This window comes from Pseudomonas khorasanensis, from assembly GCF_014268505.2.
GTDB lineage: Bacteria > Pseudomonadota > Gammaproteobacteria > Pseudomonadales > Pseudomonadaceae > Aquipseudomonas > Aquipseudomonas khorasanensis.
On record NZ_JABWQP020000004.1, the window covers coordinates 21,294 to 47,834 of the forward strand.

A 26,541-nucleotide genomic window follows, 5' to 3' on the forward strand; every position below is an offset into this window, starting at 1 on the left:
AATTGGCGCGCCCGGGCCTGTTGGCCCATCTCTGTCGGTTTTCGCGCCGCAAACGCAATGGTTTTGGGGACTTGAAGATGAAGAAGTATCTGTCGATGCTGCTGGTCGGCGTCACGGCACTGGTTGCAGTCAATGCGGCGCAGGCCGGCGCCATCGATGACGCGGTCAAGCGCGGCTCGCTGAAAGTCGGCATGGACCCGACCTACATGCCTTTCGAAATGACCAACAAACGCGGCGAAATCATCGGCTTCGAAGTCGATATCCTCAAAGCCATGACCAAGGCCATGGGCGTCAAGCTGGAGCTGGTTTCGACCGGCTACGATGGCATCATCCCGGCGTTGATGACCGACAAGTTCGACATGATCGGCAGCGGCATGACCCTGACCCAGGAGCGCAACCTGCGCCTGAACTTCAGCGATCCCTTTATCGTCGTCGGCCAGACCCTGCTGATCCGCAAGGAGCTGGAAGGCACCATCAAGTCCTACAAAGACCTGAACACTGCCGAATACCGCATCACTTCCAAGCTCGGTACCACCGGCGAAATGGTCGCTAAAAAGCTGATCTCCAAAGCCAAGTACCACGGCTACGACAACGAGCAGGAAGCCGTGCTCGACGTGGTCAACGGCAAGGCCGACGCCTTCATCTACGACGCGCCGTACAACGTTGTCGCGGTCAATAAGGTCGGCGCCGGCAAACTGGTGTTCCTCGACAAGCCGTTCACCTACGAGCCGCTGGCGTTCGGTCTGAAGAAGGGCGACCACGACAGCCTGAACTTCATCAATAACTTCCTGCACCAGATCCATGAAGACGGCACCTACGATCGCATCCATGACAAGTGGTTCAAGAGCACCGACTGGCTCAAGGACATGGAATAACGCCCGGCCTTGTGGCGAGGGAGCACCCTGATCGTTATGGATTTAGCCTTAATGAAACAGAAAAAAGCCCAATGGCCCTGGCACGTCCTGACCTTGCTGGTGCTGGTCGGTCTGGCGGGCGCGTTGTATTACGCGACGTCGCTGATGTCCTACGAATGGCGCTGGAATCGTGTGCCGCAATACTTCGCCTACCAGGCTGAGGAAACCCAGCGCGCCACGGATATATCGACCGTCATCGAACTTGTGCGCAACGGCGACAGCGCACAGGTCACCCTGCGCAACGACGCCGGCGATGAGCAGCACCTGACTGTTGACGAGAACAGCCTGCAATTCGCTCAGGGCGACGATGTGGCTGAAGGCGACGTCGTGGGCGTGACTCGGCATTGGGCGGCAGGGCCTTTGCTGTGGGGGCTCTGGACGACGCTTTGGCTGTCGGTGGTGTCTGGCGTTCTGGGTTTGCTGATCGGCTTGGTCACTGGCCTCTGCCGGCTCTCGAGCAACCCGACCTTGCGCGACCTTTCGACGATTTACGTCGAACTGGTGCGCGGCACGCCGTTGCTGGTGCAGATCTTCATTTTCTACTTCTTCATCGGCACAGTGATGAACCTGTCTCGCGAGTTCGCCGGGATCGCCGCGTTGTCGCTGTTCACTGGCGCCTATGTGGCGGAGATCATCCGTTCCGGCGTGCAATCGATTGCCCGTGGCCAGAATGAAGCGGCGCGCTCGCTCGGTCTTAGTGCCGGCCAGTCGATGCGCCACGTGGTCTTGCCGCAAGCGTTCAAACGCGTGTTGCCACCGCTGGCTGGTCAGTTCATCAGTCTGGTCAAGGACACTTCGCTGGTGTCGGTGATAGCCATTACCGAGCTGCTGAAAAGCGGTCGGGAAGTCATCACCACGTCGTTCTCGCCGTTCGAAATCCTGTTCTGCGTCGCCGGTCTGTACCTGTTGATCAACCTGCCGCTGTCGAAAATCGCCAGCCGGCTTGAGCGGAGGCTCGCGCAAAGTGATTGAAGTCCGCGACCTGGTAAAAGTCTTCGACACCCGAGGGCAAGTGGTGCGCGCTGTGGATCACGTCAGCACCACCGTCGCCAAGGGCGAAGTGCTGGTGGTGATCGGCCCGTCCGGCTCCGGCAAATCGACCTTCCTGCGGTGTCTGAATGGTCTGGAAGAGTTCGATTCCGGCTCGGTGAGCATCGACGGCCTGCAACTGGCCGACGCGAAAACCGACGTCAACGCCTACCGCCGTGAAGTCGGCATGGTTTTTCAGCATTTCAACCTGTTCCCGCACATGACTGTGCTTGAAAACCTTTGTCTGGCGCAAAAAGTGGTGCGCAAGCGCGGCAAGAAAGAGCGCGAGGCCAAGGCCATGGCGCTGCTGGAAAAGGTGGGTATCGCGCAGAAGGCCAACGAGTTTCCGTCACGCCTGTCCGGCGGTCAGCAACAGCGCGTGGCGATCGCCCGGGCGCTGGCGATGGAGCCCAAGGTCATGTTGTTCGATGAGCCAACGTCGGCGCTTGATCCGGAGATGGTTGGCGAAGTGCTGGACGTGATGAAGAACCTGGCCGTGGAAGGCATGACCATGGTCTGCGTCACGCACGAAATGGGCTTTGCCCGGGAAGTGGCGGATCGCGTGCTGTTCTTCGATCACGGCAAACTGCTCGAAGATGCCGCGCCGGCGGATTTCTTTGCGGCGCCAAAGGACCCTCGGGCGCAGGCCTTTCTGCGTCAGGTCCTCTAACCTCACACCTTTCTGTGGCGAGGGAGCTTGCTCCCTCGCCACGGTAGTTTTGCAGTGATGTTTAAACCTTGAAGCGCCCCACCAGCATCTGCAGATGCGTGCCCAGTCGTGCCAGCTCCATACTCGACGCTGCGGTCTCTTCGCTCGCCGCCGAGGTTTGATCTGACACGTCACGCACATTCAGCACGCTTCGGTTGATCTCTTCGGCCACGGCGCTCTGCTGCTCGGCGGCTGCGGCGATCTGCTGGTTCATCGCCTGAATCGCCGACACGGTGCGGGTGATGCTTTCCAGCGAGCCACCGGCACGGCGGGTCAGCTCGACGCTGCTGTCGGTGAGGCTGCGGCTGTTGTCCATGATCGTCGCCACTTGCTGGGTGCCGTTTTGCAGGCCGACGATCAGTTCTTCAATTTCTTCGGTGGACTTCTGGGTGCGTTGCGCGAGGCTGCGCACTTCGTCGGCCACCACGGCGAAGCCTCGACCGGCCTCACCGGCGCGGGCCGCTTCGATGGCCGCGTTGAGCGCCAGCAGATTGGTTTGCTGGGCCACGGACTTGATCACATCAAGGACGCTGCCGATCTTGTCGCTCTCGCGCTTGAGCTCGCCCATGGCTTCGGTGGAGTGGCCGACTTCGATAGCCAGGCGCTCGATCTGGGCGATGGCCTCGCCAACGACCTTGTCACCCTCGCGAGCCTGTTGGTCGGCAGCAACAGCGGCTTCAGAAGCCTCTTCAGCGTTGCGCGCAACTTCCTGCACGGTGGCGGCCATTTCGTTCATGGCGGTGGCGACCTGGTCGGTTTCAATCTTTTGATTGTTGACCCCGGCACTGGTCTGCTCGGTCACGGCCGACAGCTCTTCAGCGGCACTGGCGATTTGTGTCACGCCGTCGCTGATGCCACCGATCAACTCGCGCAAGCCCTGGGTCATGCTCTGCATCGAGCGTTGCAACTGACCGAGTTCATCGCGACGCAGAGAGACCAGATTGTGAGTCAGGTCACCGGCCGCCACGCGTTCGGCGACTTTCAGGGTCTGGGTCAGCGGGATGATGATCTGCCGGGTAATCGCCCACGCGGCAATCAGACCGAAGGCCAACGCCAGCGCAGTGGCGATCAACAGCAGGTTCTTGGCGCGTGCGGCATCGGTGTCGCGCACCACGGTTTGCGATTCGGTGAGTTTCTTGCTGACCGCGATCAGGATGTCGCCCTGAGCGGACATATGGGCCAGCGCAGCAGCGTTTTTCACTTGTGAATCACGGAACTGGGCAACGGCCGCGCGATAGGCTTTGAGCGAATCGGTGGCTTGCTGCAGATTGGCGATGTGCTGCTCTGGCACACGAGTCGGCAGGCTCTCGAGGTTTTTCAGAGCGTTGTCGATGGCCGTCAGCGCCGGTTGCTCGGCATCGGCCTTGCCGCTGTAGGTGTAGCCGCGCACCTGATAACGCGCTTGCTGCAGCAGTTTGCTCAGCTCGATCACCGCGTTGTATTGCGCAACACTGTCGCCTTGCAACAGTGCGGCCTCGACTTCGCCGACCCTGGCCACGGCGTTGTCGGCATTGGCGCCAAGCTTGCTGCGCGCGTCTTCACGCTGCACGGTGGCCTGGGTCATTTCGCCGAAGGCGCGTTTGTATTCCGCCACGGCCGCCAGTTGCTGGTCGACCATCGCCACATCCGACGGCTGCTCGATCATCCCGCGTGCCGATTGCAGGCCGCTTTCGAGTTTGCTAAGGAATTCATTGACCACGCCCGGACCTTGTTCGCCACGGCGCATGTCGTAATCCATGCGCGCCAGGCGCAGGTCCTTGGTCCGCTCGTTGAGGCCGGAAATGAAACCGAGCTTGTCGCCGCGGCTGATGATGCCGCTCATGCCGGTCCAGCCGGTGAAGGTGATCAACAGCGTCAGCAACAGCACCAGGCCGAAACCGATGCCCAGCTTGCGTTTGACGCTGACGTTTCCGAGACTCTCGGCTAACCAACGGTACATGCGACCACTCCCTTCGGACCATTCATTTGGACTTATAGGGGCTGTATCGGCTGGATGATGGCAATCTGTAACGCCACTTGTCTGGCGTCGATAGCAATTCTGTGGCGAGGGAGCTTGCTCCCGCTTGGGCGCCAAGCGGCCATCGCTCTTTCTCCAACGAGCACGCATCCGCCTGCTTTACGACGGCTGCGCCGCCGAGCGGGAGCAAGCTCCCTCGCCACAGTGGTTGGTGGTTTCAGAACAGGCGTGCGAGCAGGGCGGTGACGGCGGTTTCGACGCGCAGGATGCGCTCGCCCAGTTGCACCGGTTGCAGGCCGGACTTGGCCAGCAGGTCTATTTCGTAGGGAATCCAGCCACCCTCGGGGCCGATGGCCAGGGTCACCGGTTCGCTCAGGGCGCGTGGGCAGGGCGGAAAATTGCCGGGATGGCCGACCAGGCCCAGAGTGCCTTCGGTAATGGCCGGCAATCGATCCTCAACGAAAGGCTTGAAGCGTTTTTCGATGATGATCTGCGGCAGTACGGTATCCCGAGCCTGCTCCAGACCTAGAACCAACTGTTCACGAATCGCATGCGGCTCAAGAAAGGGCGTTTGCCAGAAACTCTTCTCGACGCGGTAGCTGTTAACCAGAATCACCTTCGCCACGCCCATGGTAGCGACGGTCTGAAAGACCCGGCGGAGCATCTTCGGCCGGGGCAGGGCCAGCACCAGTGTCAGCGGCAGTTTGGCTGGAGGTGGCTGATCGAGGCTCACACGCAGCTCCGCTTCCTCCGCGTCCAGGCGCAGCAACTCGGCTGAGCCCATCAGCCCGTTGATGCGTCCGACGCGCAGGGTGTCACCGACTTGCGAGCGGTGGACTTCCTGCATATGGGTCAAGCGGCGATCACGCAGCACCACGCGGTCGGCCGCAATGAAGTCGGCCTCTTCGAGCAACAGCAGGTTCATGCCTGGGTCGCTGGCGGCTGGTCGTTATGATCGTCGGCCGGGGTTTCGTCCGGGCGTTCGCGTTTGCTGATCAGCCCGCTGAACAGAATGCCGATTTCAAACAGCATCCACATCGGCACGGCCAGCAGGGTCTGCGAGAAAATGTCCGGCGGGGTCAGGATCATGCCGACCACGAAGCAGCCGATGATCACGTACGGGCGAATCTTCTTCAGGTATTTGACGTCGACCACACCGATCCACACGAGAAGAACCACGGCCACCGGAATTTCGAACGCCACGCCGAAGGCGAAAAACAGTGTCATGACGAAATCAAGATAGCTGGCGATGTCGGTCATCATTTCCACGCCGGCCGGGGTGGCGGCGGCGAAGAATTTGAAGATCAGCGGGAATACGAAGTAATAGGCGAACGCCATGCCGGTGTAGAACAGCAGAATGCTCGATATCAGCAGCGGCACCGCGACACGCTTTTCATGCTTGTACAGGCCCGGCGCGATAAAGCCCCAGATCTGGTGCAGGATCACCGGGATCGCGAGAAACAGCGAAACCATCATCGTCAGCTTCAGCGGCGTCAGGAACGGCGACGACACATCAGTGGCGATCATCGTCGCACCGACCGGCAGGTACTGGCGCAGCGGCGTCGAGACGAAGGTATAGATCTGCTGGGTGAACGCGAACAGCCCGGCAAAGATAACGAAGATCGCCGCCACGCAACGCAGCAGACGGGTGCGCAACTCGGTGAGGTGCGAAACCAGCGGCATGTGCTGGTCGTTTTCGGGGAGATCGCTCATGGGGCTCGCGGCGGCAGAGTGGTGTCGTGAGGCGCTGGTGTGACCGGCGCGGCGGCTGGAGCTACATGTTCAACTGAATGTTCTGCAGCAGCGGGAGCCGGTTTTGTCGGCGCTGCGACGGAACTAGCGGCTGGAGGCGCAACAGACGCATGAATCGTCGGCTCGGCCACTGGCTGCACCGGCGTCGGCTCCTGCTGGGTCGGATTGAAAATCTTCCGCGCCTCCTGCTCCAGCGACAGAATATGTTCGTTGTGCAGTTGCCGACGGATCTCGTCGGCACCGATTTCACGTTCAACTTCCTGTTTGATCGCGTTGAAGCTGCGCTTCAGGCGGCCGATCCACAGGCCGGCGGTACGCGCAGCGCCCGGCAGGCGCTCGGGACCCAGCACCAGCAGGGCGACGAGGCCGACGAGCAGCAGTTCAGAGAAGCTGATACCAAACATTAGTCAGTGCTCACACGTCTTTGCGGATCGGCTCTTCGACTTTCTGCGCCTGCACGTCGATGGTGTGCGGCGGGTTGGCCTGAGCGGTGGCTTGCGGCTGCACCGGTGGCACTGGTTGCGCCGGTGGGGTGACGCCCGGTTCGGCCGGTTTTTCGTCGTCGTTCATGGCTTTGCGAAAGCCCTTGATCGACTCGCCGACGTCGGTGCCGAGATTTTTCAGTTTCTTGGTGCCGAACACCAGCACCACGACGATCAGAATGACGACCCAGTGTTTCCAGTCAAAAATGCCCATGTGGTTATTCCTCTCTTAAAGTTGTTCAGGCGGACGGACGCGAGGCTTTCTCGACGTGTCCGGACAGACCGAAGCGACGGTCCAGTTCATCCAGCACGGCCTGCGGATGCTGCCCCAGTTGGGCGAGCATCACCATGCTGTGGAACCACAGGTCGGCGGTCTCGTAGATCACATCGCTGCAATCGCCACTGATCGCGGCGTCCTTGGCGGCAATGATGGTTTCGACCGACTCTTCGCCGACCTTTTCCAGAATCTTGTTCAGCCCCTTGTGATACAGGCTGGCGACATACGAACTGTCGGCGGCTGCGCCCTTGCGCTCCTCAAGAACTTGAGCGAGGCGGGTGAGTGTGTCACTCATGCGTGTGTCCTGCGGAATAAATGGCGTGCGGGTCTTTGAGTACCGGGTCGACCGTTTTCCAGTCGCCGTTTTCAAAGACACGGTAAAAGCAGCTTTGACGGCCGGTATGGCAAGCGATGTCGCCAATCTGTTCAACCATCAGGATGATCACGTCGGCATCACAGTCCAGACGCATTTCATGCAGCGTCTGCACATGGCCGGACTCTTCGCCCTTGCGCCACAGCTTGCCACGCGAACGTGACCAGTAGATTGCACGATTCTCTGCGGCAGTCAGTTCGAGCGCTTCGCGGTTCATCCAGGCCATCATCAGTACGCGCCCGGTCTTGTGATCCTGGGCAATCGCCGGCACCAGGCCGTCAGCGTCCCACTTGATCTCGTCCAGCCAGTTTTTCATCATCGGTTCCTGAAGCAGCTGCAAGCTACGAGCTTCAAGCTGCAAGTAAGGGCAGAGTCGCGTTTTTGCCTGTCGGGCGGTTCAAGTCGCCACCCCGTCGCTTGAGCCTCGCAGCTTATAACTTGCAGCTCAATCGTGCTATCGGCGAACGACCAGATACAGACCGACCGCCACCATGATTCCTGCGGGCCAATACGCCCACACGGTCAACGGACCACCCGCCGCGAGGACCGCGCCGCCCGCCAGATGAGCGCAGCCGAGCAGGCGCAGGAACCAGTCGTCCCTGCGGTTGCGCCAGGGTGGCGGAGGGTCTTTGGCGTGAGGCTGCGACATGCGCTCGAGGAGATCGCGGGCCATGTTTGCCAGGTGCGGCAGCTGTTCAAACTGGCTGTGGACGTTGCCGATCAAGGTTTTCGGGCTCATGCGCTCGCGCATCCAGCGCTCAAGGAACGGCTGTGCGGTGTTCCACAGATCCAGGTCCGGGTACAACTGACGCCCCAGGCCCTCGATGTTCAGCAGGGTTTTTTGCAAAAGTACCAACTGCGGCTGCACTTCCATATTGAAACGCCGCGCGGTCTGGAACAGGCGCATCAGCACCTGGCCGAATGAAATATCTTTTAACGGTTTTTCGAAGATCGGCTCGCAGACAGTGCGGATCGCCGCTTCGAATTCGTTGAGCTTGGTCTCCGCCGGCACCCAGCCCGAATCGATGTGCAACTGCGCCACACGGCGATAGTCACGCTTGAAAAAGGCGAAGAGGTTGCGCGCCAGATAATCCTGATCTTCAGGGGTCAGGCTGCCGACGATGCCGCAGTCGATCGCGATGTATTGCGGGCTCCATGGGTTGACGGTGCTGACGAAAATGTTGCCCGGGTGCATGTCGGCATGGAAGAAGCTGTCGCGGAACACCTGGGTGAAGAAGATCTCCACGCCGCGCTCGGCGAGCATTTTCATGTCGGTGCGCTGGTCGGCTAGGGTGGCGAGGTCAGTGACCTGAACCCCGTAGATGCGTTCCATCACCAACACTTTCGGCCGGCACCAGTCCCAGTAGACTTGCGGCACGTACAGCAGCTGCGAACCTTCAAAATTACGTCGCAACTGGCTGGCGTTGGCTGCCTCGCGCAACAGATCGAGTTCGTCGTAGATGGTTTTTTCGTAGTCCTGCACCACATCGACCGGATGCAGGAGACGCGCATCGGCGGAGAATCTTTCGGCGGCGCGGGCAAGGATGAACAGCCATGCCAGATCCTGCGCAATCACCTGTTTCAGGCCGGGGCGGATGACCTTGACCACGACTTCTTCACCGCTTTTCAGCTGCGCGGCGTGCACCTGCGCGACCGAGGCCGAGGCCAGTGGCTCGACGTCGAACCGGCTGAATACTTCGCTGATTTTCTTGCCCAGCTGTTCTTCGATCAGCTTGATCGACAACTGCGAATCGAACGGCGGCACGCGATCCTGCAGGAGCATCAGCTCGTCGGCTATGTCTTCGGGCAGCAGGTCGCGGCGCGTCGAGAGAATCTGCCCGAACTTGATGAAAATCGGCCCCAGATCCTGCAAGGCCAGACGCAGGCAGGCGCCACGGCTCAGCTCCAGCGGCCTGCGCGGCAGCCAGCGCCAAGGCAATGCGAAGCGCAATGCCTTGAGAAACCAGGGCAGCGGCAGGTCGAACAGCAGGTCATCGAGGCGGTAACGAATCACGACGCGCTGGATGCGAAACAGACGGCGGACGGCGAGCAGCTTCATGCGTTATCGCTTGGGTCGAGGGATCGGGAAAGGCGCTCGAAACGCGCCTCGAGACGTTCCAGATCAAGTTTGATCCGGTCCAGTTCGCTGAACCGCGCTTCGGCTTCGCGCTGCCCGACGAGGGTGCGCGATTCTTCGGCGAGGTATTCGGCGAGATTCTGGTTGAGGCTGGCAAATCCTTGTTGATACCAGCGCGCGCGGCTGCGCAAATGGCCACCGAGCAATTGCGTGGCGACCGGGCCGAGCCAGCGGGAAAGTTCGTATTCCCAGTCCAGCTCAAGATCCTGCAGTACGCCAGCCAGCTCGAGCAGCACGCCGCTGTCACCGTCGAGCTCGACTTCCGGCGCGTGCAACACGGCGGTCTTGTCTTTGCTCAAGGCCAGTTTCAGCAGGCTGGAGGCGGGCGCACGCAACGTGCAATCCACACCGGTTTCCCAGTGCGAAGCGAGCATCAGGCCTTCGTCATTCGGCAGAATGAACAGTTGCAGCGCCGGGCTGCGGCAGTCGACGGCGATGACCTTGCCGGACAAATGCGCCAGCCGCGGCAGCGCCGTGCTGTCGAGGCGCAGCACCCGGTTGATGCCGAGTTCGACGCTGGCGAGCAGCCCGGTGAGCAGCATCAGGGTTTGATGCCGCGGTGCAGGGCAACGATGCCTGCGGTCATGTTGTGATAGGTCACGCGATCAAAACCGGCATCGACCATCATCGACTTCAGGGTTTCCTGATTCGGGTGCATGCGGATCGACTCAGCCAGGTAGCGATAGCTCTCGGAGTCGTTGGTGATCAGCTTGCCCATCAACGGCATGAAGGCGAACGAGTAGGCATCGTAGGCTTTGGACATCAGCGCGTTGGTCGGCTTGGAGAATTCCAGCACCAACAGGCGTCCGCCGGGCTTGAGCACGCGCAGCATCGAGCGCAGGGCGTCTTCTTTATGCGTCACGTTGCGCAGGCCGAAGGCGATGGTCACGCAGTCGAAATGGTTGTCGGGAAACGGCAGTTTCTCGGCATCCGCCTGAACGAACTCGACGTTGCCGGCGACACCCAGATCCAGCAGGCGATCACGCCCGACCTTGAGCATCGATTCGTTGATGTCGGCCAGCACCACCTGGCCGGTCGGGCCGACGAGGTGCGAGAATTTGCGGGTCAGATCGCCCGTGCCGCCCGCGATGTCGAGCACGCGGTTGCCACTGCGCACGCCCGAAAGCTCGATCGCGAAACGCTTCCACAAACGGTGCATGCCGCCCGACAGAAGGTCGTTCATCAGGTCGTATTTAGCGGCTACGGAATGAAAAACCTCAGCGACTTTTTCCGCTTTCTGGCTTTCCGGAACGTTTTTGAAGCCGAAGTGAGTGGTGGGTTCGGCATCGCTGCCTTTGCGCTGATCAGTCATATCGCTGTCACCAAAAGAGAATGCGCGACATTCTAATCCCCAAGCCATGCTTTGTCTTGGAGTGGCTGACGGTAAGATGGGCAACCTTCGGGACGATTTGCCGCATTGGCGGTCAAGATTTCCCGTCACTTATTCATGTATCAGGAGTTCTGCAATGGCCAAAATCAGTGTTGAGCGTGCCCACACCCTGGGCAAGGAAGCCGCCCGCGAGAAGGCCGAAAAACTCGCCGCAAAACTGGAAGAAAAATATGGCCTGGAGCCGCAGTGGTCGGGCGATACGCTGCACCTCAAGCGCTCGGGCGTGAAAGGTCAGGTGCATGTGGCGGACGACTCGATCAAGGTCGATGTAGAGCTGGGCCTGATGATGTCGGCCATGAGCGGCATGATCAAGGCCGAGATCGAGAAGGCCTTGGATAAAGCCCTGGTCTGACCGCGATTTCAATAACCGAAACTCCCTGTGGGAGCGAGCCTGCTCGCGAATGCGGTATGGCAGATGTCTTATGCGTTGGCTGACACACCGCATTCGCGAGCAGGCTCGCTCCCACATTTGTTTTGTAATACGCGCGCTTGGTTAGGGTGCCGTTTCTAATTTTTCTGCCTACTTTGTGCCTCAGCCCGACACTTTCGCGGGCAGTTCCTCAAACCTTCTGCGCGTGAGGTGCACCATGGCCAAAGTTATTCTGAAGAAAAAAATCGACGCTCCGACTTCCACTCTGAGCGACGTCAAATCCTATGCCCGCAAGATCTGGCTGGCGGGTCTTGGGGCCTACGCCAAGGTCGGTCAGGAGGGCAGCGAGTACTTTCAAGAGCTGATCGCCGCCGGTCAAACCGTTGAAACGAAAGGCAAAAAAGCCGTCACCGAGAAGCTCGTCGCGGCCAACGCCGAAATCGATGAAGCCGCCACTCAGGTCAGCTCGTTCAAGGGTCGCGTTGAAGTTCAGCTCGACAAGGTCGAGAAGGCCTTCGACAACCGTGTGGCCAGCGCCTTGAATCGTATCGGCATTCCGTCTAAACATGACGTTGAGGCACTCTCTGCTAAGCTCGATGAGCTGACGGCATTGCTCGAACGCGTCGCGCGAAAATCTTAAGGAGAACGGGATGGCTGGCAAAAAGAACACCGATAAAGAAAGCAGCTCGTGGGTCGGGAAGGTCGAGTCTTACTCCCGCAAAATCTGGCTGGCTGGTTTAGGCGTGTACTCGAAGATCGACACTGACGGCAGCAAACTCTTCGATGCATTGGTCAAAGACGGCGAGAAAGCCGAGAAACTCACGAAAACTGCCGTCGGCAAGAAAGTCGAAGACTCGACCTCTTCGGCCAAGTCGCGCATCAGCGGCGTGAAAGACCGTGCACTGGGCAAGTGGGACGAGCTCGAAGGAGCTTTCGACAAGCGCCTCAACAGCGCGATTTCACGTCTCGGCGTGCCGAGCCGCAATGAGGTCAAGGCGCTCAACGCCAAGGTCGATACGCTGACCAGACAGATCGAAAAACTCACCGGTCTGAAAGCTCAGCCTGTGGCGGCGAAAACCGTTGCGGCGAAACCGGCGCCTAAAACTGCAGCGGCAAAACCTGCGACTAAAACCGCAGCCAAGCCTTTGGCTAAAGCGGCGGTTAAACCTGCCGCGAAAGCTGTGGTCACACCGGCAGCGAAAGTTGCCGCCGCCAAGCCTGCCGCCAAAGCAGCCGCCAAATCGGTTGCCGCCAAAGCCGTTGCCAAGCCGGCGGCAAAAACCGTGGCTAAAACTGCAGCGAAACCTGCGGCCAAGCCAGCCGCGAAAACCGCTGCCGCCAAGCCTGCGGCCAAACCGGCTGCGGCGAAGAAGCCTGCAGTGAAAAAACCGGCTGCACCGAAAGCGGCAACGCCGAAACCGGCCGCCACACCATCGGCTACTCCGGTTGCTCCGGCCAGCGCGGCGAACTCCGCTACTGCACCCACAGCAACAGCTGTCCCGACTGCAGCATCGACTCCGTCGACGCCAACCAGTCAGTCCTGATTTTCAGGGCAAAAACAAAACGCCCGGCCTGTGAAGGTCGGGCGTTTTTTTGTTTGAAGGTCAAAAGATCAGTCGTGATCCTCGAGGTATTGCAGCGCCATGCGCTCCGTCGCCACCTTCACCGGCGGCAATAAATGCGGCGCCACCAGCATCATGATCTGGTAAACCACCAGCCTGACTTCCCCCGCACGGTCAAGAATCCTCTGGTAGTCCAGCGAGAACAGCAGCGTCAGGGTGATCTGCTCGACCAACTGCCCCAAGGCCTGCGTATCACTGACCAGTTGCCCCGAAGCCTTCAGCCTCGCCAACAGCGATGCCAGCGTCCTCTTCAGCGCATTGAGCAGATTGCGAATACCCTTGGCCAGCTTCGGCAACCGTCCCGCCAGGTTCGACAGGTCCTGAAACAGGAACCGGTATTGCGCCAGACGCTCGACGATCAAATGCAAAAACAGCCAGTAATCCTCCGGCGCCAATTCCACCTCTGGCGGCGGATCGAGCAGCGGCGCGAGCTCGTGCTGGAAGCGTTCGAACAAACCGAGAATCAGCGGTTCCTTGCCATGAAAGTGGTAGTAGAGGTTGCCGGGGCTGATCCCCATTTCGTTGGCCACCTCCATGGTGGAGACGTTCGGCTCGCCCTTTTCGTTGAACAGTTGCAGTGCACATTCGAGAATCCGGTCGCGGGTTTTCATCCAGTCTTCTTAGAAAAGTTCGGTTTAGCGTCAGCGCACGCGCACGTAGGTGCCCGGCGCGGCTTCCATCGGCGGGTAGTTCGGGTTGCCGAGTGTCATGCTGGTTTCGTTGAGGGCGCCCGAGCGTTGCTGGACCCAGTCCAGCCACTGCGGCCACCAACTGCCCTCGACGGTCGTGGCGTCGTAGTACCAGGCGCGCGGGTCGCTGCTCAGTCTGGCGTTCTCGACGTACGCGGCTTTCGGGTTGCTCGGCGGGTTGAGAATGCTCTGCACGTGGCCGCTGTTGGACAGCACGAAGCGCCGCTCGCCGCCGAGCAGCAGGGTCGAGCGATACACCGCGTCCCACGGCGTGATGTGGTCGTTCATGCCGGCGACGCTGAAGCTGTCGACATTGACTTTCTGCAAGTCGATCGGCGTGCCACAGACCTCGAGCCCACCGGCGCGGGTCAGCGGGTTGTGCTTGAAGAAATCCAGCAAGTCGCCGTGCAGCGCCGCCGGCAAGCGAGTGTTGTCGTTGTTCCAGTACAGAATGTCGAACGCCGGCGGCTCTTTGCCCAACAGGTAATTGTTAACGAAGTAGCTCCAGATCAGATCGTTGGGGCGCATCCAGGCGAAGACCTTGGCCATGTCGCGACCGTCGAGCACGCCTTTCTGATACGAGCGTCGCTTGGCCGCTTCCAGAGTCTGCTCATCGGCGAACAGCGTGGCCGGGGTTTCGATCTGGCTGTCGAGCAGGCTGACCAGATACGTGGCGCTGGCGACACGGCGCAATTGCCGTTTGGCCTGCAAATGCCCTTGCAGCGCGGCGATGGTGAGCCCGCCCGCACAGGCGCCCATCAGGTTGATCTCACGGGCACCGGTGATCGCCCGGCAGATGTTCATCGCCTCTTCCACCGCTTCGACGTAACTCGACAGGCCCCACTCCCGGTGGCGCACATCGGGATTGCGCCAGCTGATCATGAAGGTCTGCAACCCGTTCTTCAGCGCGTACTGGACGAAGCTGTTCTGCGGGCTGAGGTCGAAAATGTAGTATTTGTTGATTTGCGGCGGCACCACCAGCAAAGGCTTGGCGTACTGCTTTTCGCTCATTGATTTGTACTGGATCAGTTCGAGCATTTCATTGCGAAAGACCACGGCCCCGGGGGTGGTGGCGACGGTTCTGCCGACCTCGAACGCTTGCTTCGTCACTTGCCGTGGCAAGCCGTCGTTGTGCAACAGGTCGTCGAACAGATGGCTGAGGCCGCGCACCAGGCTATGTCCGCCTGAGTTGAAGAGTTCCTTGACCGCCAACGGATTGAGCAGGGTATTGGACGGCGCCACGGCATCATTGAGCAGGGTAAAAGCGAAGTGCGCGCGGGCGCGGTCTTCGGGGTTCATATCGCTTTCATCGATCCAGCTTTTGACCTGCTTCTGCCAGGTCAGATACGCCTGCAGGCTGCGCCGGTAAAACGGGTTGAGGCTCCACGCCGGATCGGCGAAGCGGCTGTCTTGCGGGTTGGACGGGTGCAAGGTTTCCCCGAGCAGTACGCGGCCCAGTTGCCCGCCCAGTTTCAAGGCGTGTTTCGCACTGTGCAGCGGATTGCGCAGGCCATGGGCAGCCACGCTGCGCAGCGTCGAGAGCAGATCCCGGCCACGCAGGCCGGTGATTGCACTTTGTGCGTTGATAAACACGGCGGGGCTGGCCACCGGGGCCGTCGCTGGTTTTTCGCGCATGACTCAACACTCCTTCGTCTTCAGGGCAAAAACACACTCGCCGAACCAGAACACCATAGACGCTGTTGGGGGTTGCTGCCTGCGCGGCGTCCTGCCGCGCGCCTTCAATCGAAAGTGCTGCATAAAGCCTGCCGCAGCGATCAGCCGCCCAGCGGGGTCGGATGCGGGTGCATCACCGCGCGCAGACGTTCCTCCTGGAGAAACTTCATGATGATCGGCGCCACGGCTTCTGCCCGGGTAATCAGGAACAAATGGCCGTCATCGATGACGTGTAACTGTGCATTGGGAATGCGCCAGGCGAGCACGCGCATGTTGATCAGCGGAATCAACGGATCGTCATCCCCGGCCAGTACCAGCGTCGGCTGATGAATCTTGTGCAGCCAGTGAATGCTGGTCCAGCCAAGCCCGGCAAACAGTTGCCAGTAATAACCGAGCTTGCCCGCCGAACGCACTTTCGCGGCATGGCTGGCGGCCAGCGTCGGGTCGCGGCGGAACGAACCGCCATAGATCATCGGCGCGATGCGAATCACGTGGGACGGTTGAATGTAGCGCCGGGGACTGGCCATCATCCACAGCACTTTCGGTTTGCCCGGGACCATCACCGCCCCGGCCGCCGTCGCCGCCAGCACAAGTTTTTTGCAGCGCTCGGGATAGTCATAGGCAAACTGCTGCGCGAGTGCGCCGCCCCACGACACGCCGATCACGTTGACCTGACCGTAATCGAGATAATCGAGCATCCGCGCCGTCAATTTGGCCAGACCGGGAAAGCGATACGGCCGGTTCGGCGTGGAAGAACCGCCGACACCGGGCACGTCGAAGGCGATCACTTCCAGGTCCGGGTCCAACGCCGCGACGAATGGAAATACCAGCTCCAGGTTGGCGCCGATGCCGTTGAAAATCAGCAAGGGCGTCAAGTGCGGCTTGCCGGGACGAACCGCTGTGCGGAGGGTCTGGCCATCCAGGTCGACGGTGCGGAAAATGAACGGTTGCGGCATGGGTGAGGCCCTGTAGATTTCAAGTCCACCGCTCCGCTGTAGGAGCTGACGAGTGAAACGAGGCTGCGATCTTTTGATCTTCAACGACAACATCAAGAGATCGCAGCCTTCGGCAGCTCCTACAGTGGGATTTCGGTGGGTCAGTTACCGCTCATGGACGTATGTCCCCGGTGCGCCTTCGCCCGCCGGATACGCCTTGTTGCCCAGTTTCGTCGGGGCTTTTTTCAGGTTGCCCGAACGTTGGGCCAGCCATGCCTGCCAGTGCAGCCACCAGGAGTCGGTGTGTTTGGTGGAGTTCTCTTGCCAGTCATCGGCCGTCGCGGCCATTTCTTCACCGGTCATGTAGCGCGACTTCGGGTTGCCCGGCGGGTTGAGGATGCTCTGGATATGGCCGCTGCTCGACAGCACAAATTCAACTTTGCCGCCGAACAGCTGCGCCGACTTGTAGCAGGACTTCCATGGGGTGATATGGTCGTTGGTGCCGGCCAGCGAGAAAATGTCAGCGGTAACCTGTTTCAGGTCGATCGGCGTGCCGCACACTTCGAGTGCATTGGGGCGGATCAGTGGATTGTTTTTGAACATCTCGATCAGGTCGCCGTGGAACGCGGCCGGCAGGCGAGTGGTGTCGTTGTTCCAGAACAGAATGTCGAAAACCGGTGGCTCGTTGCCCAGCAGGTAATTGTTGACCCAGTAATTCCAGATCAGGTCGTTGGGGCGCATCCAGGCGAAGACCTTGGCCATGTCTTTGCCCTCAAGCACTCCGGCCTGGTACGAGTGACGCTTGGCGGTCTCCAGGGTCTGTTCGTCGACGAACAGGGCAACGTCGCTGTCGAGCGTGGTGTCGAGCACGCTGACCAGCAGCGTGAGGGAGTTGACCTTGTGTTCGCCAATCGCCGCGTAGTGGCCGAGCAGCGCCGTGCAGGTGATCCCGCCGGAGCAGGCGCCGAGCATGTTGACGTCCTTGCTGCCAGTGATCGCGGTGACGACATTGACGGCTTCTTTCAGCGCCTCGATGTAAGTAGACAGGCCCCATTCGCGCTGGGCCTTGGTCGGGTTGCGCCAACTGACAATGAAGGTCGGCACGTTATTGCGCAGGCAAAAGCGCGCCAGGCTCTTGTCCGGGCTCAAGTCGAATACGTAAAACTTGTTGATCTGCGGCGGCACCACCAGCAATGGGCGCTCGTGGATTTGCTCGGTGATCGGCTTGTACTGGATCAGTTCCAGCACATCATTGCGAAACACCACCGCGCCTTCGGTCACGCCCAGGCTCTTGCCGACCTCGAACGCGCCCATGTTGACCTGGCTTGGCATGCCGCCGTTGTGCACCAGATCTTTCGCCAGATGGGAGAGCCCGTCGAGCAGGCTTTTGCCACCGGTTTCGAAGAAGCGTTTTACTGCTGCCGGGTTGGCTGCCGTGTTGGTCGGCGCCATGGCTTCGGTCATGAGATTGATGACGAAGTGCCCGCGGGCAATGTCTTTGGGTGACAGGCTGCTGTCGTCGATCCAGGAATGGAGCTCCTTGCGCCATGCCAGGTAGGTTTGCAGATAACGTTTGTAGAGCGGGTTCTGGCTCCATGCCGGATCGGCAAAACGACGGTCATCGCCGGCCGGCTGCAGGGCGGATTTGCCAAGCAGCACGTTCTTCAGCTCAAGGCCGAAATGGGTCACATGCTTGACGCTATGAATCGGTTGTCTGATGGCCTGTTTGAGCACCATACGAGCAGAGGCCAGCAGATCCTTTCCGCGCAGCCCGACGACGGGGTTAAGCCCCAGGGTGTTCTCCGAGGCTTGGTACTTCAGGTCATCGTTATTCTTGTTACTCATCTACGACGCTCCATTGTCCTGAGACGAGTACCCGGTTTCTGCTGTGCAGTTCCACAGCCAACGCCAGGTACTACTGCTCGGGTGACCGTTGATTCTGCATGGCTGCCTTACAGTCATAGAGCACTGCAGAGAACTTGCCAGCTCCATTGGTTACCCGAGTTTAATTTTTTTCGCAAGCAGCCGATCCTGGGCCGCACACGCGGAGCATTCAAACAGATGAAGTTAGAAAATGCCTTCTAAAGAGCGAGACGCGCGGCCTAGAGCATCAGCTTGACGAAGGACTCGTTCGGGTCACGGCTTTTCCCGGCGGCACGCAGCTCGGCCAGATAATCGTCCCACAGTTCAGTCTGGCGTTTGCCCAGCTCGTAGAGATAGTCCCAGGTGAACAGGCCGCTGTCGTGGCCGTCATCGAAGGTCAGTTTCAGTGCGTAATGTCCGGCCGGTTCCAGCTTGGTCAGGCCGACATTGAGCTTGCCGAATTGCAGGATCGGTTTGCCGTGGCCCTGGACCTCGGCGGAGGGGGAGTGCACGCGCAGAAATTCCGCGGGCAGGGTGAATTCCTCGCCGGACGCGTAGGTGAGCGTCAGGGTTTTCGAGGCTTTGTGCAGTTTGATGTCGGTGGGGATTCGATTCATGGGCTGGCGTCCGATGTGTGGGCGACCCTAGATCAAATGTGAGAGCGAGCCTGCTCGCGAAAGCGCTGTGTCAGAAAACACTAATGTCAACTGACACGGCCTCTTCGCGAGCAGGCTCGCTCCCACAGGGTCCGCTACCGCTGTAAGTATGGCTTACAGGATATAACGGGACAGATCTTCGTTCTGCGCCAATTCGCCCAGATGGCTGTTGACGTATTCGGCGTCGATCAGGATCGCCTTGTCATCATGGGCGCTGGCCAGATCGCCGGCACTGAACGACACCTCTTCGAGCAAGCGCTCAAGCAGGGTGTGCAGGCGACGGGCGCCGATATTCTCGGTCTTTTCGTTGACCTGCCAGGCAATCTCGGCGATGCGCTTGATGCCCTCTGGCTGGAACTGGATGTTCAGGCCTTCGGTTTTCAACAGGGCGCAGTATTGCTCGGTGAGCGAGGCGTGCGGTTCGCTGAGGATGCGTTCGAAGTCTTGCGGGCTCAGCGCCTTGAGTTCGACGCGGATCGGCAAACGGCCTTGCAGCTCCGGCACCAGATCGCTCGGCTTGCTCAGGTGGAACGCACCGGAGGCGATGAATAGAATGTGGTCGGTCTTGACCATACCCAGCTTGGTGTTGACGGTGCAGCCTTCGATCAGCGGCAGCAGGTCACGCTGCACACCTTCACGGGACACATCGGCGCCGCCGACATTGCCACGCTTGGCGACTTTGTCGATTTCGTCGATGAACACGATGCCGTGCTGCTCGACCGCTTCCAGTGCCTTGGCCTTCAACTCTTCTTCGTTGACCAGGCGCCCGGCTTCTTCGTCGCGTACCAGCTTGAACGCTTCCTTGACCTTGAGCTTGCGCGACTTCTTCTTGCCCTTGCCCATGTTGGCGAACAGGGACTGGAGCTGGTTGGTCATTTCTTCCATGCCTGGCGGCGTGGCGATCTCGATGCCGGATACTTCGGCGACTTCGATCTCGATTTCCTTGTCGTCCAGCTGACCTTCGCGCAGGCGCTTGCGGAACAGCTGACGGGTGTTGGAATCGGAGCTCGGCGCTTCTTCATTGCTGAAGCCCATGCGTGCCGGCGGCAGCAGCGCGTCGAGGATGCGATCCTCGGCAGCGTCTTCGGCGCGGTGGCGCACGCGGGTCATTTCCTGCTCGCGGAGCATCTTGATAGCGGCGTCGGCCAGATCCCGGATGATCGACTCGACGTCACGGCCAACGTAGCCGACCTCGGTGAATTTGGTCGCTTCGACCTTGATGAACGGCGCGTTGGCCAGTTTCGCCAGGCGACGGGCGATTTCGGTTTTACCGACACCAGTCGGGCCGATCATCAGGATGTTCTTCGGCGTCACTTCAACGCGCAGTTCTTCGGGCAGTTGCATGCGGCGCCAGCGGTTGCGCAGGGCAATCGCGACGGCGCGCTTGGCATCGTCCTGGCCGATGATGTGGCGGTTGAGTTCGTGGACGATTTCGCGGGGAGTCATTGACATAATAATTGGCGGTCCTCAAGCAGAAACAAGCCGTGGCACAGTGGCCGCAACAGGCTTATTCAGCGAGGTCCTGCTCCTCAATGGTCTGGGTGTGGTTGGTGAATACACAGATGTCGCCGGCGATGCCAAGGGCGGTTTCGACGATTTCGCGGGCCGACAGGTCGGTCTTTTTCAGCAGTGCGCTGGCCGCAGCTTGCGCGTAGGCGCCGCCGGAACCCATGGCGATCAGGCCGTCTTCGGGTTCGACCACATCACCGTTACCGGTAATGATCAGGGACGCATCCTTGTTGGCGACCGCGAGCATGGCTTCGAGGCGGCTCAGGGAACGGTCGGTGCGCCATTCTTTGGCGAGTTCGACAGCGGCGCGGACCAGGTGGCCTTGATGTTTTTCGAGCTGGCCTTCGAAGCGTTCGAAGAGGGTGAAGGCGTCGGCGGTGGCACCGGCGAAACCGGCGATGACCTGGCCGTGGTACAGGCGACGAACCTTTTTGGCGTTGCCTTTCATCACGGTATTGCCAAGAGAAACCTGGCCGTCGCCGCCCATGACGACTTTGCCGTGGCGGCGGACTGAAACGATGGTGGTCAAGGGAAGAGTCTCCACGCAGCGGGGCGAAAATGCCTTATGCCCATTCATATGGGGGTGCTGGGGAGGATTTCAACCATGGCGCGGGAGAGGGGACGAGCGGTGATCAACTGTAGGAGCTGCCGAAGGCTGCGATCTTTTGATTTGATCGTTCCCACGCTCCACGTGGGAATGCAGCCCGGGACGCTCCGCGTTCCCTTCGTCGCTGGGACGTCGCGCGTCCGTAGAGGCATTCCCACGCAGAGCGTGGGAACGATCATCGCGGGATCAGCGGCTCTGGCGTTGTTGTAACAACAGGTTGCTAAAGCCGCTGCCAGCCAGTTGTTTCTGCGCTGTAGTCAGTTGTTCGCGGTTGCTGAACGGACCGACCAGCACGCGGTACCAGGTTTCGTCCTTGACCGTGCCGGACTCAACCGACACCGCCTGACCGAGCAGAATGATCTGCGCACGGACCTTGTCGGCGTCCGCCTCTTTGCGGAACGAACCCGCCTGAAGGAAGAATTTGGTCACTGGCGCCGCTTTGCTCACCGGTGGCGCTGGGGGCGGCGTAATGCCGGCCAGCGCCGCCTGAGCGCGCGCGGTGTCGATCTTCGCCGCTTCCGCCGGTGTGACCGGCGTGGTCGGGATGGCCGGTACCTGTGGCGTCGGCAGCGTCTTCTCCGGCACTGCGTCAGGCGGCACGATCACTTCCGATTCCGGCAGCAGCGTGTAGAAGTCGTACTTCGGCTTGACCGGTTGCGTCGGGCTCGGCGGGGTCTTGTTGGCCTCGGCGATCTTCGACGCTTTCTGCTGTTGCTCGACTTTTTCGCGCTTGACCGTGTCGCTGCCCTTGCCCGGCTCCAGTTTCATCAGGAATACGATGAAGGCGCCGACTGTCAGGCCGATGGCCATCCACAGCCAGCCCGGAATCGGTTGTTTAGCAGGTGCCTGGTAGCGGCTGGCGCCACGTTTGGGTGCAGGTTTTTTCTTGGCGGCCAACTTACATGCGCTCCAGAGTTTCCAGACCCAACAGCTCCAGGCCTTGCTTGAGGGTGCGCCCGGTCAGCGCGGCCAGACGCAGACGGCTCTGCATTTGCGCCGGGGTATCGGCAGCGAGGATCGGGCAGTTCTCGTAAAAACTGGAGAACAGGCCAGCGACGTCGTACAGGTAGGTGCAGAGGATGTGAGGCGTGCCCTTGTCGGCGACGCTGTTGAGCACTTCGCCCAATTGCGCCAGTTTCGCCGCCAGCTCTTGCTCGTGCGCCGCTTCGAGGACGATCTGGCCGTCGACTTCGCTGAAATCCTTGCCGAGTTTGCGGAACACACCGGCCACACGAGTGTAGGCGTACAGCAGATACGGCGCGGTGTTGCCTTCGAAGTTGAGCATCAGGTCGAAGTTGAAGCTGTAGTCGCTGGTGCGATGCTTGGACAGGTCGGCGTATTTCACCGCGCCGATGCCAACGACTCTGGCGATGTTGCGCAATTCGTCTTCGGCCAGCGTCGGATTCTTTTCTTTCACCAGGCTGTAGGCGCGTTCCTGCGCTTCGGTGAGCAGATCGATCAGCTTCACGGTGCCGCCGTCACGGGTCTTGAACGGACGCCCATCGGCGCCGTTCATGGTGCCGAAACCCATGTGCTCCATTTGCATTGGATGCGTGACGAAACCGGCCTTGCGCGCCACCGCGAACACTTGCTGGAAGTGCAGGGCCTGACGCTGATCGACGAAATACAGCGCGCGATCAGCTTGCAGTTTGCCGCTGCGATAGCGCACGGCCGCCAGGTCAGTGGTGGCGTACAGATAACCGCCGTCAGCCTTGACGATGATCACCGGCAGCGGGTCGCCGTCGGCGTTCTTGAACTCATCGAGGAACACACATTGCGCGCCGTTGCTCTCGACCAGCATGCCAGCTGCCTTCAGGTCGTTGACCACGTTGATCAGGTCGTCGTTGTAGGCGCTTTCGCCCATCACGTCGGCCATGGTCAGTTTGACGTTGAGCAACTCGTAGATCTTCTGGCAGTGCGACAGCGAGATGTCCTTGAATCGGGTCCACAGCGCCAGGCACTCGGCATCGCCAGCCTGCAGCTTTACCACCAGACCCCGGGCGCGGTCGGCGAATTCTTCGGATTCGTCGAAGCGCTTCTTGGCGGCGCGGTAGAAGTTTTCCAGGTCCGAGAGCTCGTCGCTGGTGATCGGGTTTTCCTGCAGATACGCCATCAACATGCCGAACTGGGTGCCCCAGTCGCCCACATGGTTCTGACGGATCACTTCGTCGCCGAGAAATTCCAGTACCCGTGCCACACCGTCGCCAATGATGGTCGAACGCAGGTGGCCCACGTGCATCTCTTTGGCCAGGTTGGGTGCGGACAGGTCGACCACGGTGCGCTGCGCCGGGCCAGCCTTACGCACGCCAACGTGGGCGTCGGCCAGGGCGGCGTCGAGGCGCGAGGCCAGCGCCTGAGTATTCTGGAAAAAATTGATGAACCCCGGGCCGGCGATTTCGGCCTTGGTGACGTTCTCGTCAGCGGGCAGCGCAGCGATGATTTTTTCCGCCAGGTCGCGCGGCTTCATGCCGGCAGGCTTGGCCAGCATCATGGCGATGTTGCTGGCGAAGTCGCCGTGGGTCTTGTCCCGGGCGTTCTCCACCTGAATCGCCGGCGACAGGCCTTCAGGCAACACACCTTCGTTGACGAGTTGGGCGAGGGCTTGCTGGATCAGCTGGCGAATGGTGTCTTTCATGGTCTTCTCTTTCGACCGCAAGCGCGGCGGGCGCATCGGTGCGCGGGTGGAAAAACTGGGCATTATCCGTTGCGAAGACGGGCTTGCCAACCTTAGCAGGCAGGATGTGGATATGTGGTGACAAAAAGTCCGCTTTCGCGAGCAGGCTCGCTCCCACAGGGTTCTGTGCGTGACACACAGTGGGAGCGAGCCTGCTCGCGAAGGCAATCTTCAGCTCAATACAAATCCACAGGATCAACATCCAGCGACCAGCGCACCGCCCGCCCGCTCGGCATCTGCTCCAGCGCCAGCAGCCAGTTGGCCATCAGCTTGTGCAGTGGCGCCCGCGCCGTCGCCTGCAGCAAAAGTTGCGCGCGATAGCGCCCGGCTCGCCGCTCCATCGGCGCTGGCACCGGCCCGAGCAATTCAATCCCGCTCAGATGCTGCTCGGCCAGCAAGCGTTCGGCCTCGCTGCACGCCTCATCAAGAAACCCTTCCGCCTGCCCCGATTTATGCGCTTCGGCGCGCAACAGCGCCAGGTGCGCAAACGGCGGCAGCCCTGCGGCACGGCGCTCGCTCAAGGCCTGTTCGGCAAAGGCGAAGTAACCCTGCTCTGTCAGTTGCACCAACAAAGGATGGTCGGCCAGATGGGTCTGGATGATCACTTTGCCGGGCTCTTCCGCACGGCCGGCTCGTCCGGCGACCTGGACGATCAATTGCGCCATGCGCTCGCTGGCGCGGAAGTCGCCGGAAAACAGCCCGCCGTCGGCATCCAGAATCGACACCAGCGTCACCCGTGGAAAGTGGTGCCCTTTGGCCAACATCTGCGTGCCGACCAGAATGCACGGCTGGCCTTTCTGGATCGTGGCAAACAGTTGATTCATCGCGTCCTTGCGCGAGGTGCTGTCGCGGTCGACGCGCAGTACCGGGTAATCGGGGAACAGAATCGCCAGTCGCTCCTCGGCGCGCTCGGTGCCAGCGCCAACCGGGCGCAGATCGACTTTGCTGCACTTCGGGCACTGGCGCGGGGTTCGTTCGACGTTGCCGCAATGGTGGCAGCGCAATTCGCCGTAGCGCTGGTGCACGGTCATGCGCGCATCGCAACGCGAACACTCCGACATCCAGCCGCAATCGTGGCACAGCAGGGTTGGGGCAAATCCGCGCCGGTTGAGGAACACCAGCACCTGCTGGCCGTTGGCGAGGGTCTGGCCGATGGCTTGCTGCATCGGCCCGGAAATACCGCTGTCCAGCGGACGACTCTTCACATCCAGACGCAGGAAGCGCGGTTGCTTGGCGCCGCCGGCGCGCTCGTTCAGGCGCAACAGTCCGTAGCGGCCGGTGTAGGCGTTGTGCAGGCTTTCCAGCGATGGCGTGGCGGAACCGAGCACGATCGGGATGTTTTCCTGCCGCGCGCGCACCAGCGCCAGGTCGCGGGCGTGATAGCGCAGACCTTCCTGCTGTTTATAAGAGCCGTCGTGCTCTTCGTCGATGATGATCAACCCAGGGTTTTTCATCGGAGTGAACAGCGCCGAACGGGTGCCGATAATGATGTCGGCCTCGCCATCACGAGCGGCAAGCCAGGCCTCCAGGCGCTCGCGATCATTGACCGCCGAATGCACCAGGGCGATGCGTGCATTGAAGCGCTGTTCGAAGCGCGCCAGCGTCTGCGGGCCGAGGTTGATCTCCGGGATCAGCACCAATGCCTGCTTGCCGGCTTCGAGGGTTTCGCGAATCAGCTGCAGGTAGACTTCGGTCTTGCCGCTGCCGGTGACACCCGCCAGTAGAAAGGCGTGATAACTGTCGAACCCGGCGCGAATCGCCTCATAGGCTGCGCGCTGTTCGGTATTGAGGGGGAGTTCGGGTTGCGCCAGCCAGTGCTCGTGACGCAGGCCCGGTGCATGACGGCGGATGTCCACCTGCACCAGACCTTTGGCCAGCAGCAGATCGAGGCTGTCCTTGCTCAGCATCAGTTTGCTCAGCAACTGATGTGCGACGCCGTGGGGGTGCTGGGCCAATGTCGCCAATGCTTCGCGCTGGCGGGGCGCGCGAGCGATACGCGGGTCGTCAAGGCTGGCACCGGGCGCGGCTGACCAGAACCGCTCCTGCCGCGCCTCGGCCGGTTCACCCTGGCGCAACAGCACCGGCAGCGCCCAGCTCAAGGTATCGCCGAGGCTGTGCTGATAATACTGTGACGTCCACAGGCACAGCTTGAACAGTGCCGGTGGCAACGGCGGCGTGGCGTCGAGCAACGCCAGCGCCGGTTTGAGTTTTTCCACCGGCACTTCGCTGGTGTCGGCGATCTCCACCAGAATACCGATCATCTCCCGTCGGCCAAACGGCACCCGCAGGCGCATGCCTGGTTGCAATTGCTCGCGCCGCACCCCGGCCGGCGCCCGGTAATCGAACAGGCGGCGCAAAGGCGAAGGCAGGGCAAGGCGCAGAATGGCGTCGGGCACGCGGGGGGATCTCGATCAACAGAGTATTAATAGGGCTGGGTACATAACCTGTGGGGGCGAGCCTGCTCGCGAAAGCGCTGTGTCAGGCGACTGAAATGCTGGCTGACGGAATGCTTTCGCGAGCAGGCTCGCTCCCACAAGGATCGCGTATTGGGCCGGGAGCCTAGCAGACGGTCGGTCTCGGTGACAGCTTGCGTGATTGAAAAGGTCTGGTAGAATCCGCGGCCTAATTACGTGCGGTATTCAACAATCGTGTTGGGTGGCGGCACGCTAGCTGAGGAAGACACCATGAAAGCTGATATCCACCCGAATTACCCAGAAATCGCTGTTACCTGCAGCTGTGGCAACAAGTTCGAAACCCGTTCGACCTTCGGCAAAGCCCTGTCGATCGACGTTTGCAACGAATGCCACCCGTTCTACACCGGCAAGCAAAAGACTCTGGACACTGGCGGCCGCGTTCAGCGCTTCGCCGACCGTTTCGGTGCTTTCGGCAAGAAACCTGCTCCAGCAGCAGAGTAAGGTTGGG

General features: G+C 60.7%; 28 protein-coding genes and 1 pseudogene. 8 read left to right on the forward strand and 21 right to left on the reverse strand.

Features of this window, described 5'->3' with window-relative positions; all coding sequences use genetic code 11:
* The first annotated feature begins 77 nt into the window (after positions 1 to 77).
* The 3 genes from HU727_RS11685 to HU727_RS11695 are packed head-to-tail and all read left to right on the forward strand — an operon-like array spanning position 78 to position 2,613.
* Positions 78 to 875 (forward strand): transporter substrate-binding domain-containing protein, encoded by a 798-nt coding sequence (locus HU727_RS11685; protein WP_186531933.1) that lies wholly within the window; start codon positions 78 to 80, stop codon positions 873 to 875.
* A 51-nt stretch (positions 876 to 926) separates the two neighbouring features.
* The gene (locus HU727_RS11690; RefSeq protein WP_186531932.1) at positions 927 to 1,886 is read left to right on the forward strand and encodes an amino acid ABC transporter permease; all 960 of its coding nucleotides are present in this window, start codon (positions 927 to 929) and stop codon (positions 1,884 to 1,886) included.
* Positions 1,879 to 2,613 (forward strand): amino acid ABC transporter ATP-binding protein, encoded by a 735-nt coding sequence (locus HU727_RS11695; protein WP_186531931.1) that lies wholly within the window; start codon positions 1,879 to 1,881, stop codon positions 2,611 to 2,613. The genes HU727_RS11690 and HU727_RS11695 overlap by 8 nt, the downstream gene beginning before the upstream one ends.
* A 61-nt stretch (positions 2,614 to 2,674) precedes the next feature.
* Here HU727_RS11695 and HU727_RS26085 read toward each other — a convergent pair whose 3' ends face one another.
* The 11 genes and pseudogenes from HU727_RS26085 to ubiE all read right to left on the reverse strand — a co-directional run bounded on the left by HU727_RS26085 (position 2,675) and on the right by ubiE (position 10,942).
* Positions 2,675 to 3,547 (reverse strand): methyl-accepting chemotaxis protein, encoded by an 873-nt coding sequence (locus tag HU727_RS26085; protein ID WP_437180407.1) that lies wholly within the window; start codon positions 3,545 to 3,547, stop codon positions 2,675 to 2,677.
* Positions 3,530 to 4,759, reverse strand: a pseudogene (locus HU727_RS26090) (methyl-accepting chemotaxis protein); the annotation flags it as partial. The pseudogene HU727_RS26090 and the gene HU727_RS26085, both read right to left, overlap by 18 nt.
* Positions 4,760 to 4,826: 67 nt before the next feature.
* Positions 4,827 to 5,534, reverse strand: a complete 708-nt coding sequence (locus HU727_RS11705; RefSeq protein ID WP_186531928.1) for a 16S rRNA (uracil(1498)-N(3))-methyltransferase — start codon at positions 5,532 to 5,534, stop codon at positions 4,827 to 4,829.
* Positions 5,531 to 6,322: a twin-arginine translocase subunit TatC gene (tatC, locus tag HU727_RS11710; RefSeq protein ID WP_186531927.1), complete on the reverse strand. Its 792-nt coding sequence runs from the start codon at positions 6,320 to 6,322 to the stop codon at positions 5,531 to 5,533. Before tatC ends, HU727_RS11705 begins: the two co-directional genes overlap by 4 nt.
* On the reverse strand, positions 6,319 to 6,765 hold the full coding sequence (gene tatB / locus HU727_RS11715) for a Sec-independent protein translocase protein TatB (RefSeq protein WP_186531926.1): 447 nt from the start codon (positions 6,763 to 6,765) through the stop codon (positions 6,319 to 6,321). Before tatB ends, tatC begins: the two co-directional genes overlap by 4 nt.
* Positions 6,766 to 6,775: 10 nt before the next feature.
* Positions 6,776 to 7,057, reverse strand: a complete 282-nt coding sequence (locus tag HU727_RS11720; RefSeq protein ID WP_186531925.1) for a twin-arginine translocase TatA/TatE family subunit — start codon at positions 7,055 to 7,057, stop codon at positions 6,776 to 6,778.
* 25 nt (positions 7,058 to 7,082) lie between these two features.
* Positions 7,083 to 7,415: a phosphoribosyl-ATP diphosphatase gene (locus tag HU727_RS11725; RefSeq protein ID WP_003220849.1), complete on the reverse strand. Its 333-nt coding sequence runs from the start codon at positions 7,413 to 7,415 to the stop codon at positions 7,083 to 7,085.
* Complete coding sequence (hisI, locus tag HU727_RS11730) at positions 7,408 to 7,809, reverse strand: phosphoribosyl-AMP cyclohydrolase (protein ID WP_007899278.1); 402 nt, start codon at positions 7,807 to 7,809, stop codon at positions 7,408 to 7,410. The genes HU727_RS11725 and hisI overlap by 8 nt, the downstream gene beginning before the upstream one ends.
* 138 nt (positions 7,810 to 7,947) lie before the next feature.
* A complete protein-coding gene (gene ubiB, locus HU727_RS11735) occupies positions 7,948 to 9,552 on the reverse strand; it encodes a ubiquinone biosynthesis regulatory protein kinase UbiB (protein ID WP_186531924.1) in 1,605 nt (534 codons plus the stop codon).
* Entirely contained in the window at positions 9,549 to 10,172 is a 624-nt protein-coding gene (locus tag HU727_RS11740; RefSeq protein ID WP_186531923.1) for a ubiquinone biosynthesis accessory factor UbiJ, read from the reverse strand. The genes ubiB and HU727_RS11740 overlap by 4 nt, the downstream gene beginning before the upstream one ends.
* Positions 10,172 to 10,942 carry a bifunctional demethylmenaquinone methyltransferase/2-methoxy-6-polyprenyl-1,4-benzoquinol methylase UbiE gene (gene ubiE / locus HU727_RS11745; RefSeq protein WP_186531921.1) on the reverse strand — a complete coding sequence of 257 codons (771 nt, stop codon included), beginning with the start codon at positions 10,940 to 10,942 and terminating at the stop codon, positions 10,172 to 10,174. Before ubiE ends, HU727_RS11740 begins: the two co-directional genes overlap by 1 nt.
* Before the next feature lie 154 nt (positions 10,943 to 11,096).
* On the opposite strand from ubiE, the gene HU727_RS11750 reads away from it, so the two are divergent.
* From HU727_RS11750 to HU727_RS11760, 3 genes are all read left to right on the forward strand, one after another.
* The gene (locus tag HU727_RS11750) at positions 11,097 to 11,372 is read left to right on the forward strand and encodes a polyhydroxyalkanoic acid system family protein (RefSeq protein WP_186531920.1); all 276 of its coding nucleotides are present in this window, start codon (positions 11,097 to 11,099) and stop codon (positions 11,370 to 11,372) included.
* A 235-nt stretch (positions 11,373 to 11,607) separates the two neighbouring features.
* Positions 11,608 to 12,030, forward strand: a complete 423-nt coding sequence (locus HU727_RS11755) for a phasin family protein (protein ID WP_186531919.1) — start codon at positions 11,608 to 11,610, stop codon at positions 12,028 to 12,030.
* Positions 12,031 to 12,040: 10 nt separating this feature from the next.
* Positions 12,041 to 12,934 carry a phasin family protein gene (locus HU727_RS11760; protein ID WP_186531918.1) on the forward strand — a complete coding sequence of 298 codons (894 nt, stop codon included), beginning with the start codon at positions 12,041 to 12,043 and terminating at the stop codon, positions 12,932 to 12,934.
* Between the two features lie 68 nt (positions 12,935 to 13,002).
* Here HU727_RS11760 and HU727_RS11765 read toward each other — a convergent pair whose 3' ends face one another.
* From HU727_RS11765 to argS, 9 genes are all read right to left on the reverse strand, one after another.
* A complete protein-coding gene (locus HU727_RS11765) occupies positions 13,003 to 13,623 on the reverse strand; it encodes a TetR/AcrR family transcriptional regulator (RefSeq protein WP_186531917.1) in 621 nt (206 codons plus the stop codon).
* Positions 13,624 to 13,653: 30 nt separating this feature from the next.
* Complete coding sequence (phaC, locus tag HU727_RS11770) at positions 13,654 to 15,336, reverse strand: class II poly(R)-hydroxyalkanoic acid synthase (protein ID WP_186531916.1); 1,683 nt, start codon at positions 15,334 to 15,336, stop codon at positions 13,654 to 13,656.
* 140 nt (positions 15,337 to 15,476) lie between these two features.
* Positions 15,477 to 16,331, reverse strand: a complete 855-nt coding sequence (phaZ, locus tag HU727_RS11775) for a poly(3-hydroxyalkanoate) depolymerase (RefSeq protein WP_186531915.1) — start codon at positions 16,329 to 16,331, stop codon at positions 15,477 to 15,479.
* A gap of 144 nt (positions 16,332 to 16,475) precedes the next feature.
* Positions 16,476 to 18,155 (reverse strand): class II poly(R)-hydroxyalkanoic acid synthase, encoded by a 1,680-nt coding sequence (phaC, locus tag HU727_RS11780; RefSeq protein WP_186531913.1) that lies wholly within the window; start codon positions 18,153 to 18,155, stop codon positions 16,476 to 16,478.
* A gap of 257 nt (positions 18,156 to 18,412) precedes the next feature.
* On the reverse strand, positions 18,413 to 18,790 hold the full coding sequence (locus HU727_RS11785) for a gamma-butyrobetaine hydroxylase family protein (protein ID WP_186531912.1): 378 nt from the start codon (positions 18,788 to 18,790) through the stop codon (positions 18,413 to 18,415).
* A 153-nt stretch (positions 18,791 to 18,943) separates the two neighbouring features.
* On the reverse strand, positions 18,944 to 20,281 hold the full coding sequence (gene hslU, locus HU727_RS11790) for an ATP-dependent protease ATPase subunit HslU (protein WP_186531911.1): 1,338 nt from the start codon (positions 20,279 to 20,281) through the stop codon (positions 18,944 to 18,946).
* A gap of 55 nt (positions 20,282 to 20,336) precedes the next feature.
* Positions 20,337 to 20,867, reverse strand: a complete 531-nt coding sequence (gene hslV / locus HU727_RS11795; RefSeq protein WP_003186641.1) for an ATP-dependent protease subunit HslV — start codon at positions 20,865 to 20,867, stop codon at positions 20,337 to 20,339.
* 264 nt (positions 20,868 to 21,131) lie between these two features.
* Positions 21,132 to 21,842 (reverse strand): SPOR domain-containing protein, encoded by a 711-nt coding sequence (locus tag HU727_RS11800; protein WP_186531910.1) that lies wholly within the window; start codon positions 21,840 to 21,842, stop codon positions 21,132 to 21,134.
* Between the two features lies 1 nt (position 21,843).
* Entirely contained in the window at positions 21,844 to 23,580 is a 1,737-nt protein-coding gene (gene argS / locus HU727_RS11805; RefSeq protein ID WP_186531909.1) for an arginine--tRNA ligase, read from the reverse strand.
* On the opposite strand from argS, the gene HU727_RS25865 reads away from it, so the two are divergent.
* Positions 23,579 to 23,701, forward strand: a complete 123-nt coding sequence (locus tag HU727_RS25865) for a hypothetical protein (RefSeq protein ID WP_264081982.1) — start codon at positions 23,579 to 23,581, stop codon at positions 23,699 to 23,701. The two genes, argS and HU727_RS25865, sit on opposite strands and share 2 nt — an antisense overlap.
* A 94-nt stretch (positions 23,702 to 23,795) precedes the next feature.
* Here HU727_RS25865 and HU727_RS11810 read toward each other — a convergent pair whose 3' ends face one another.
* Complete coding sequence (locus tag HU727_RS11810) at positions 23,796 to 26,015, reverse strand: primosomal protein N' (RefSeq protein WP_186531908.1); 2,220 nt, start codon at positions 26,013 to 26,015, stop codon at positions 23,796 to 23,798.
* Between the two features lie 288 nt (positions 26,016 to 26,303).
* Between HU727_RS11810 and rpmE the strand changes: the two genes are divergently transcribed.
* Positions 26,304 to 26,534, forward strand: a complete 231-nt coding sequence (gene rpmE, locus HU727_RS11815; RefSeq protein ID WP_186531907.1) for a 50S ribosomal protein L31 — start codon at positions 26,304 to 26,306, stop codon at positions 26,532 to 26,534.
* The last annotated feature ends 7 nt before the right edge of the window (positions 26,535 to 26,541 follow it).

Bases quoted from the DNA above. Each gene is read 5' to 3' on its own strand.
- HU727_RS11685 (WP_186531933.1), top strand. From the start codon at position 78: ATGAAGAAGTATCTGTCGATGCTGCTGGTCGGCGTCACGGCACTGGTT.
- HU727_RS11690 (WP_186531932.1), top strand. From the start codon at position 927: ATGAAACAGAAAAAAGCCCAATGGCCCTGGCACGTCCTGACCTTGCTG.
- HU727_RS26085 (WP_437180407.1), bottom strand. From the start codon at position 3,547: ATGCAGAGCATGACCCAGGGCTTGCGCGAGTTGATCGGTGGCATCAGC.
- HU727_RS11705 (WP_186531928.1), bottom strand. From the start codon at position 5,534: ATGAACCTGCTGTTGCTCGAAGAGGCCGACTTCATTGCGGCCGACCGC.
- tatC (WP_186531927.1), bottom strand. From the start codon at position 6,322: ATGAGCGATCTCCCCGAAAACGACCAGCACATGCCGCTGGTTTCGCAC.
- tatB (WP_186531926.1), bottom strand. From the start codon at position 6,765: ATGTTTGGTATCAGCTTCTCTGAACTGCTGCTCGTCGGCCTCGTCGCC.
- HU727_RS11720 (WP_186531925.1), bottom strand. From the start codon at position 7,057: ATGGGCATTTTTGACTGGAAACACTGGGTCGTCATTCTGATCGTCGTG.
- HU727_RS11725 (WP_003220849.1), bottom strand. From the start codon at position 7,415: ATGAGTGACACACTCACCCGCCTCGCTCAAGTTCTTGAGGAGCGCAAG.
- hisI (WP_007899278.1), bottom strand. From the start codon at position 7,809: ATGAAAAACTGGCTGGACGAGATCAAGTGGGACGCTGACGGCCTGGTG.
- ubiB (WP_186531924.1), bottom strand. From the start codon at position 9,552: ATGAAGCTGCTCGCCGTCCGCCGTCTGTTTCGCATCCAGCGCGTCGTG.
- HU727_RS11740 (WP_186531923.1), bottom strand. From the start codon at position 10,172: ATGCTGCTCACCGGGCTGCTCGCCAGCGTCGAACTCGGCATCAACCGG.
- ubiE (WP_186531921.1), bottom strand. From the start codon at position 10,942: ATGACTGATCAGCGCAAAGGCAGCGATGCCGAACCCACCACTCACTTC.
- HU727_RS11750 (WP_186531920.1), top strand. From the start codon at position 11,097: ATGGCCAAAATCAGTGTTGAGCGTGCCCACACCCTGGGCAAGGAAGCC.
- HU727_RS11755 (WP_186531919.1), top strand. From the start codon at position 11,608: ATGGCCAAAGTTATTCTGAAGAAAAAAATCGACGCTCCGACTTCCACT.
- HU727_RS11760 (WP_186531918.1), top strand. From the start codon at position 12,041: ATGGCTGGCAAAAAGAACACCGATAAAGAAAGCAGCTCGTGGGTCGGG.
- HU727_RS11765 (WP_186531917.1), bottom strand. From the start codon at position 13,623: ATGAAAACCCGCGACCGGATTCTCGAATGTGCACTGCAACTGTTCAAC.
- phaC (WP_186531916.1), bottom strand. From the start codon at position 15,336: ATGCGCGAAAAACCAGCGACGGCCCCGGTGGCCAGCCCCGCCGTGTTT.
- phaZ (WP_186531915.1), bottom strand. From the start codon at position 16,331: ATGCCGCAACCGTTCATTTTCCGCACCGTCGACCTGGATGGCCAGACC.
- phaC (WP_186531913.1), bottom strand. From the start codon at position 18,155: ATGAGTAACAAGAATAACGATGACCTGAAGTACCAAGCCTCGGAGAAC.
- HU727_RS11785 (WP_186531912.1), bottom strand. From the start codon at position 18,790: ATGAATCGAATCCCCACCGACATCAAACTGCACAAAGCCTCGAAAACC.
- hslU (WP_186531911.1), bottom strand. From the start codon at position 20,281: ATGTCAATGACTCCCCGCGAAATCGTCCACGAACTCAACCGCCACATC.
- HU727_RS25865 (WP_264081982.1), top strand. From the start codon at position 23,579: ATGGTCTTCTCTTTCGACCGCAAGCGCGGCGGGCGCATCGGTGCGCGG.
- argS (WP_186531909.1), bottom strand. From the start codon at position 23,580: ATGAAAGACACCATTCGCCAGCTGATCCAGCAAGCCCTCGCCCAACTC.
- rpmE (WP_186531907.1), top strand. From the start codon at position 26,304: ATGAAAGCTGATATCCACCCGAATTACCCAGAAATCGCTGTTACCTGC.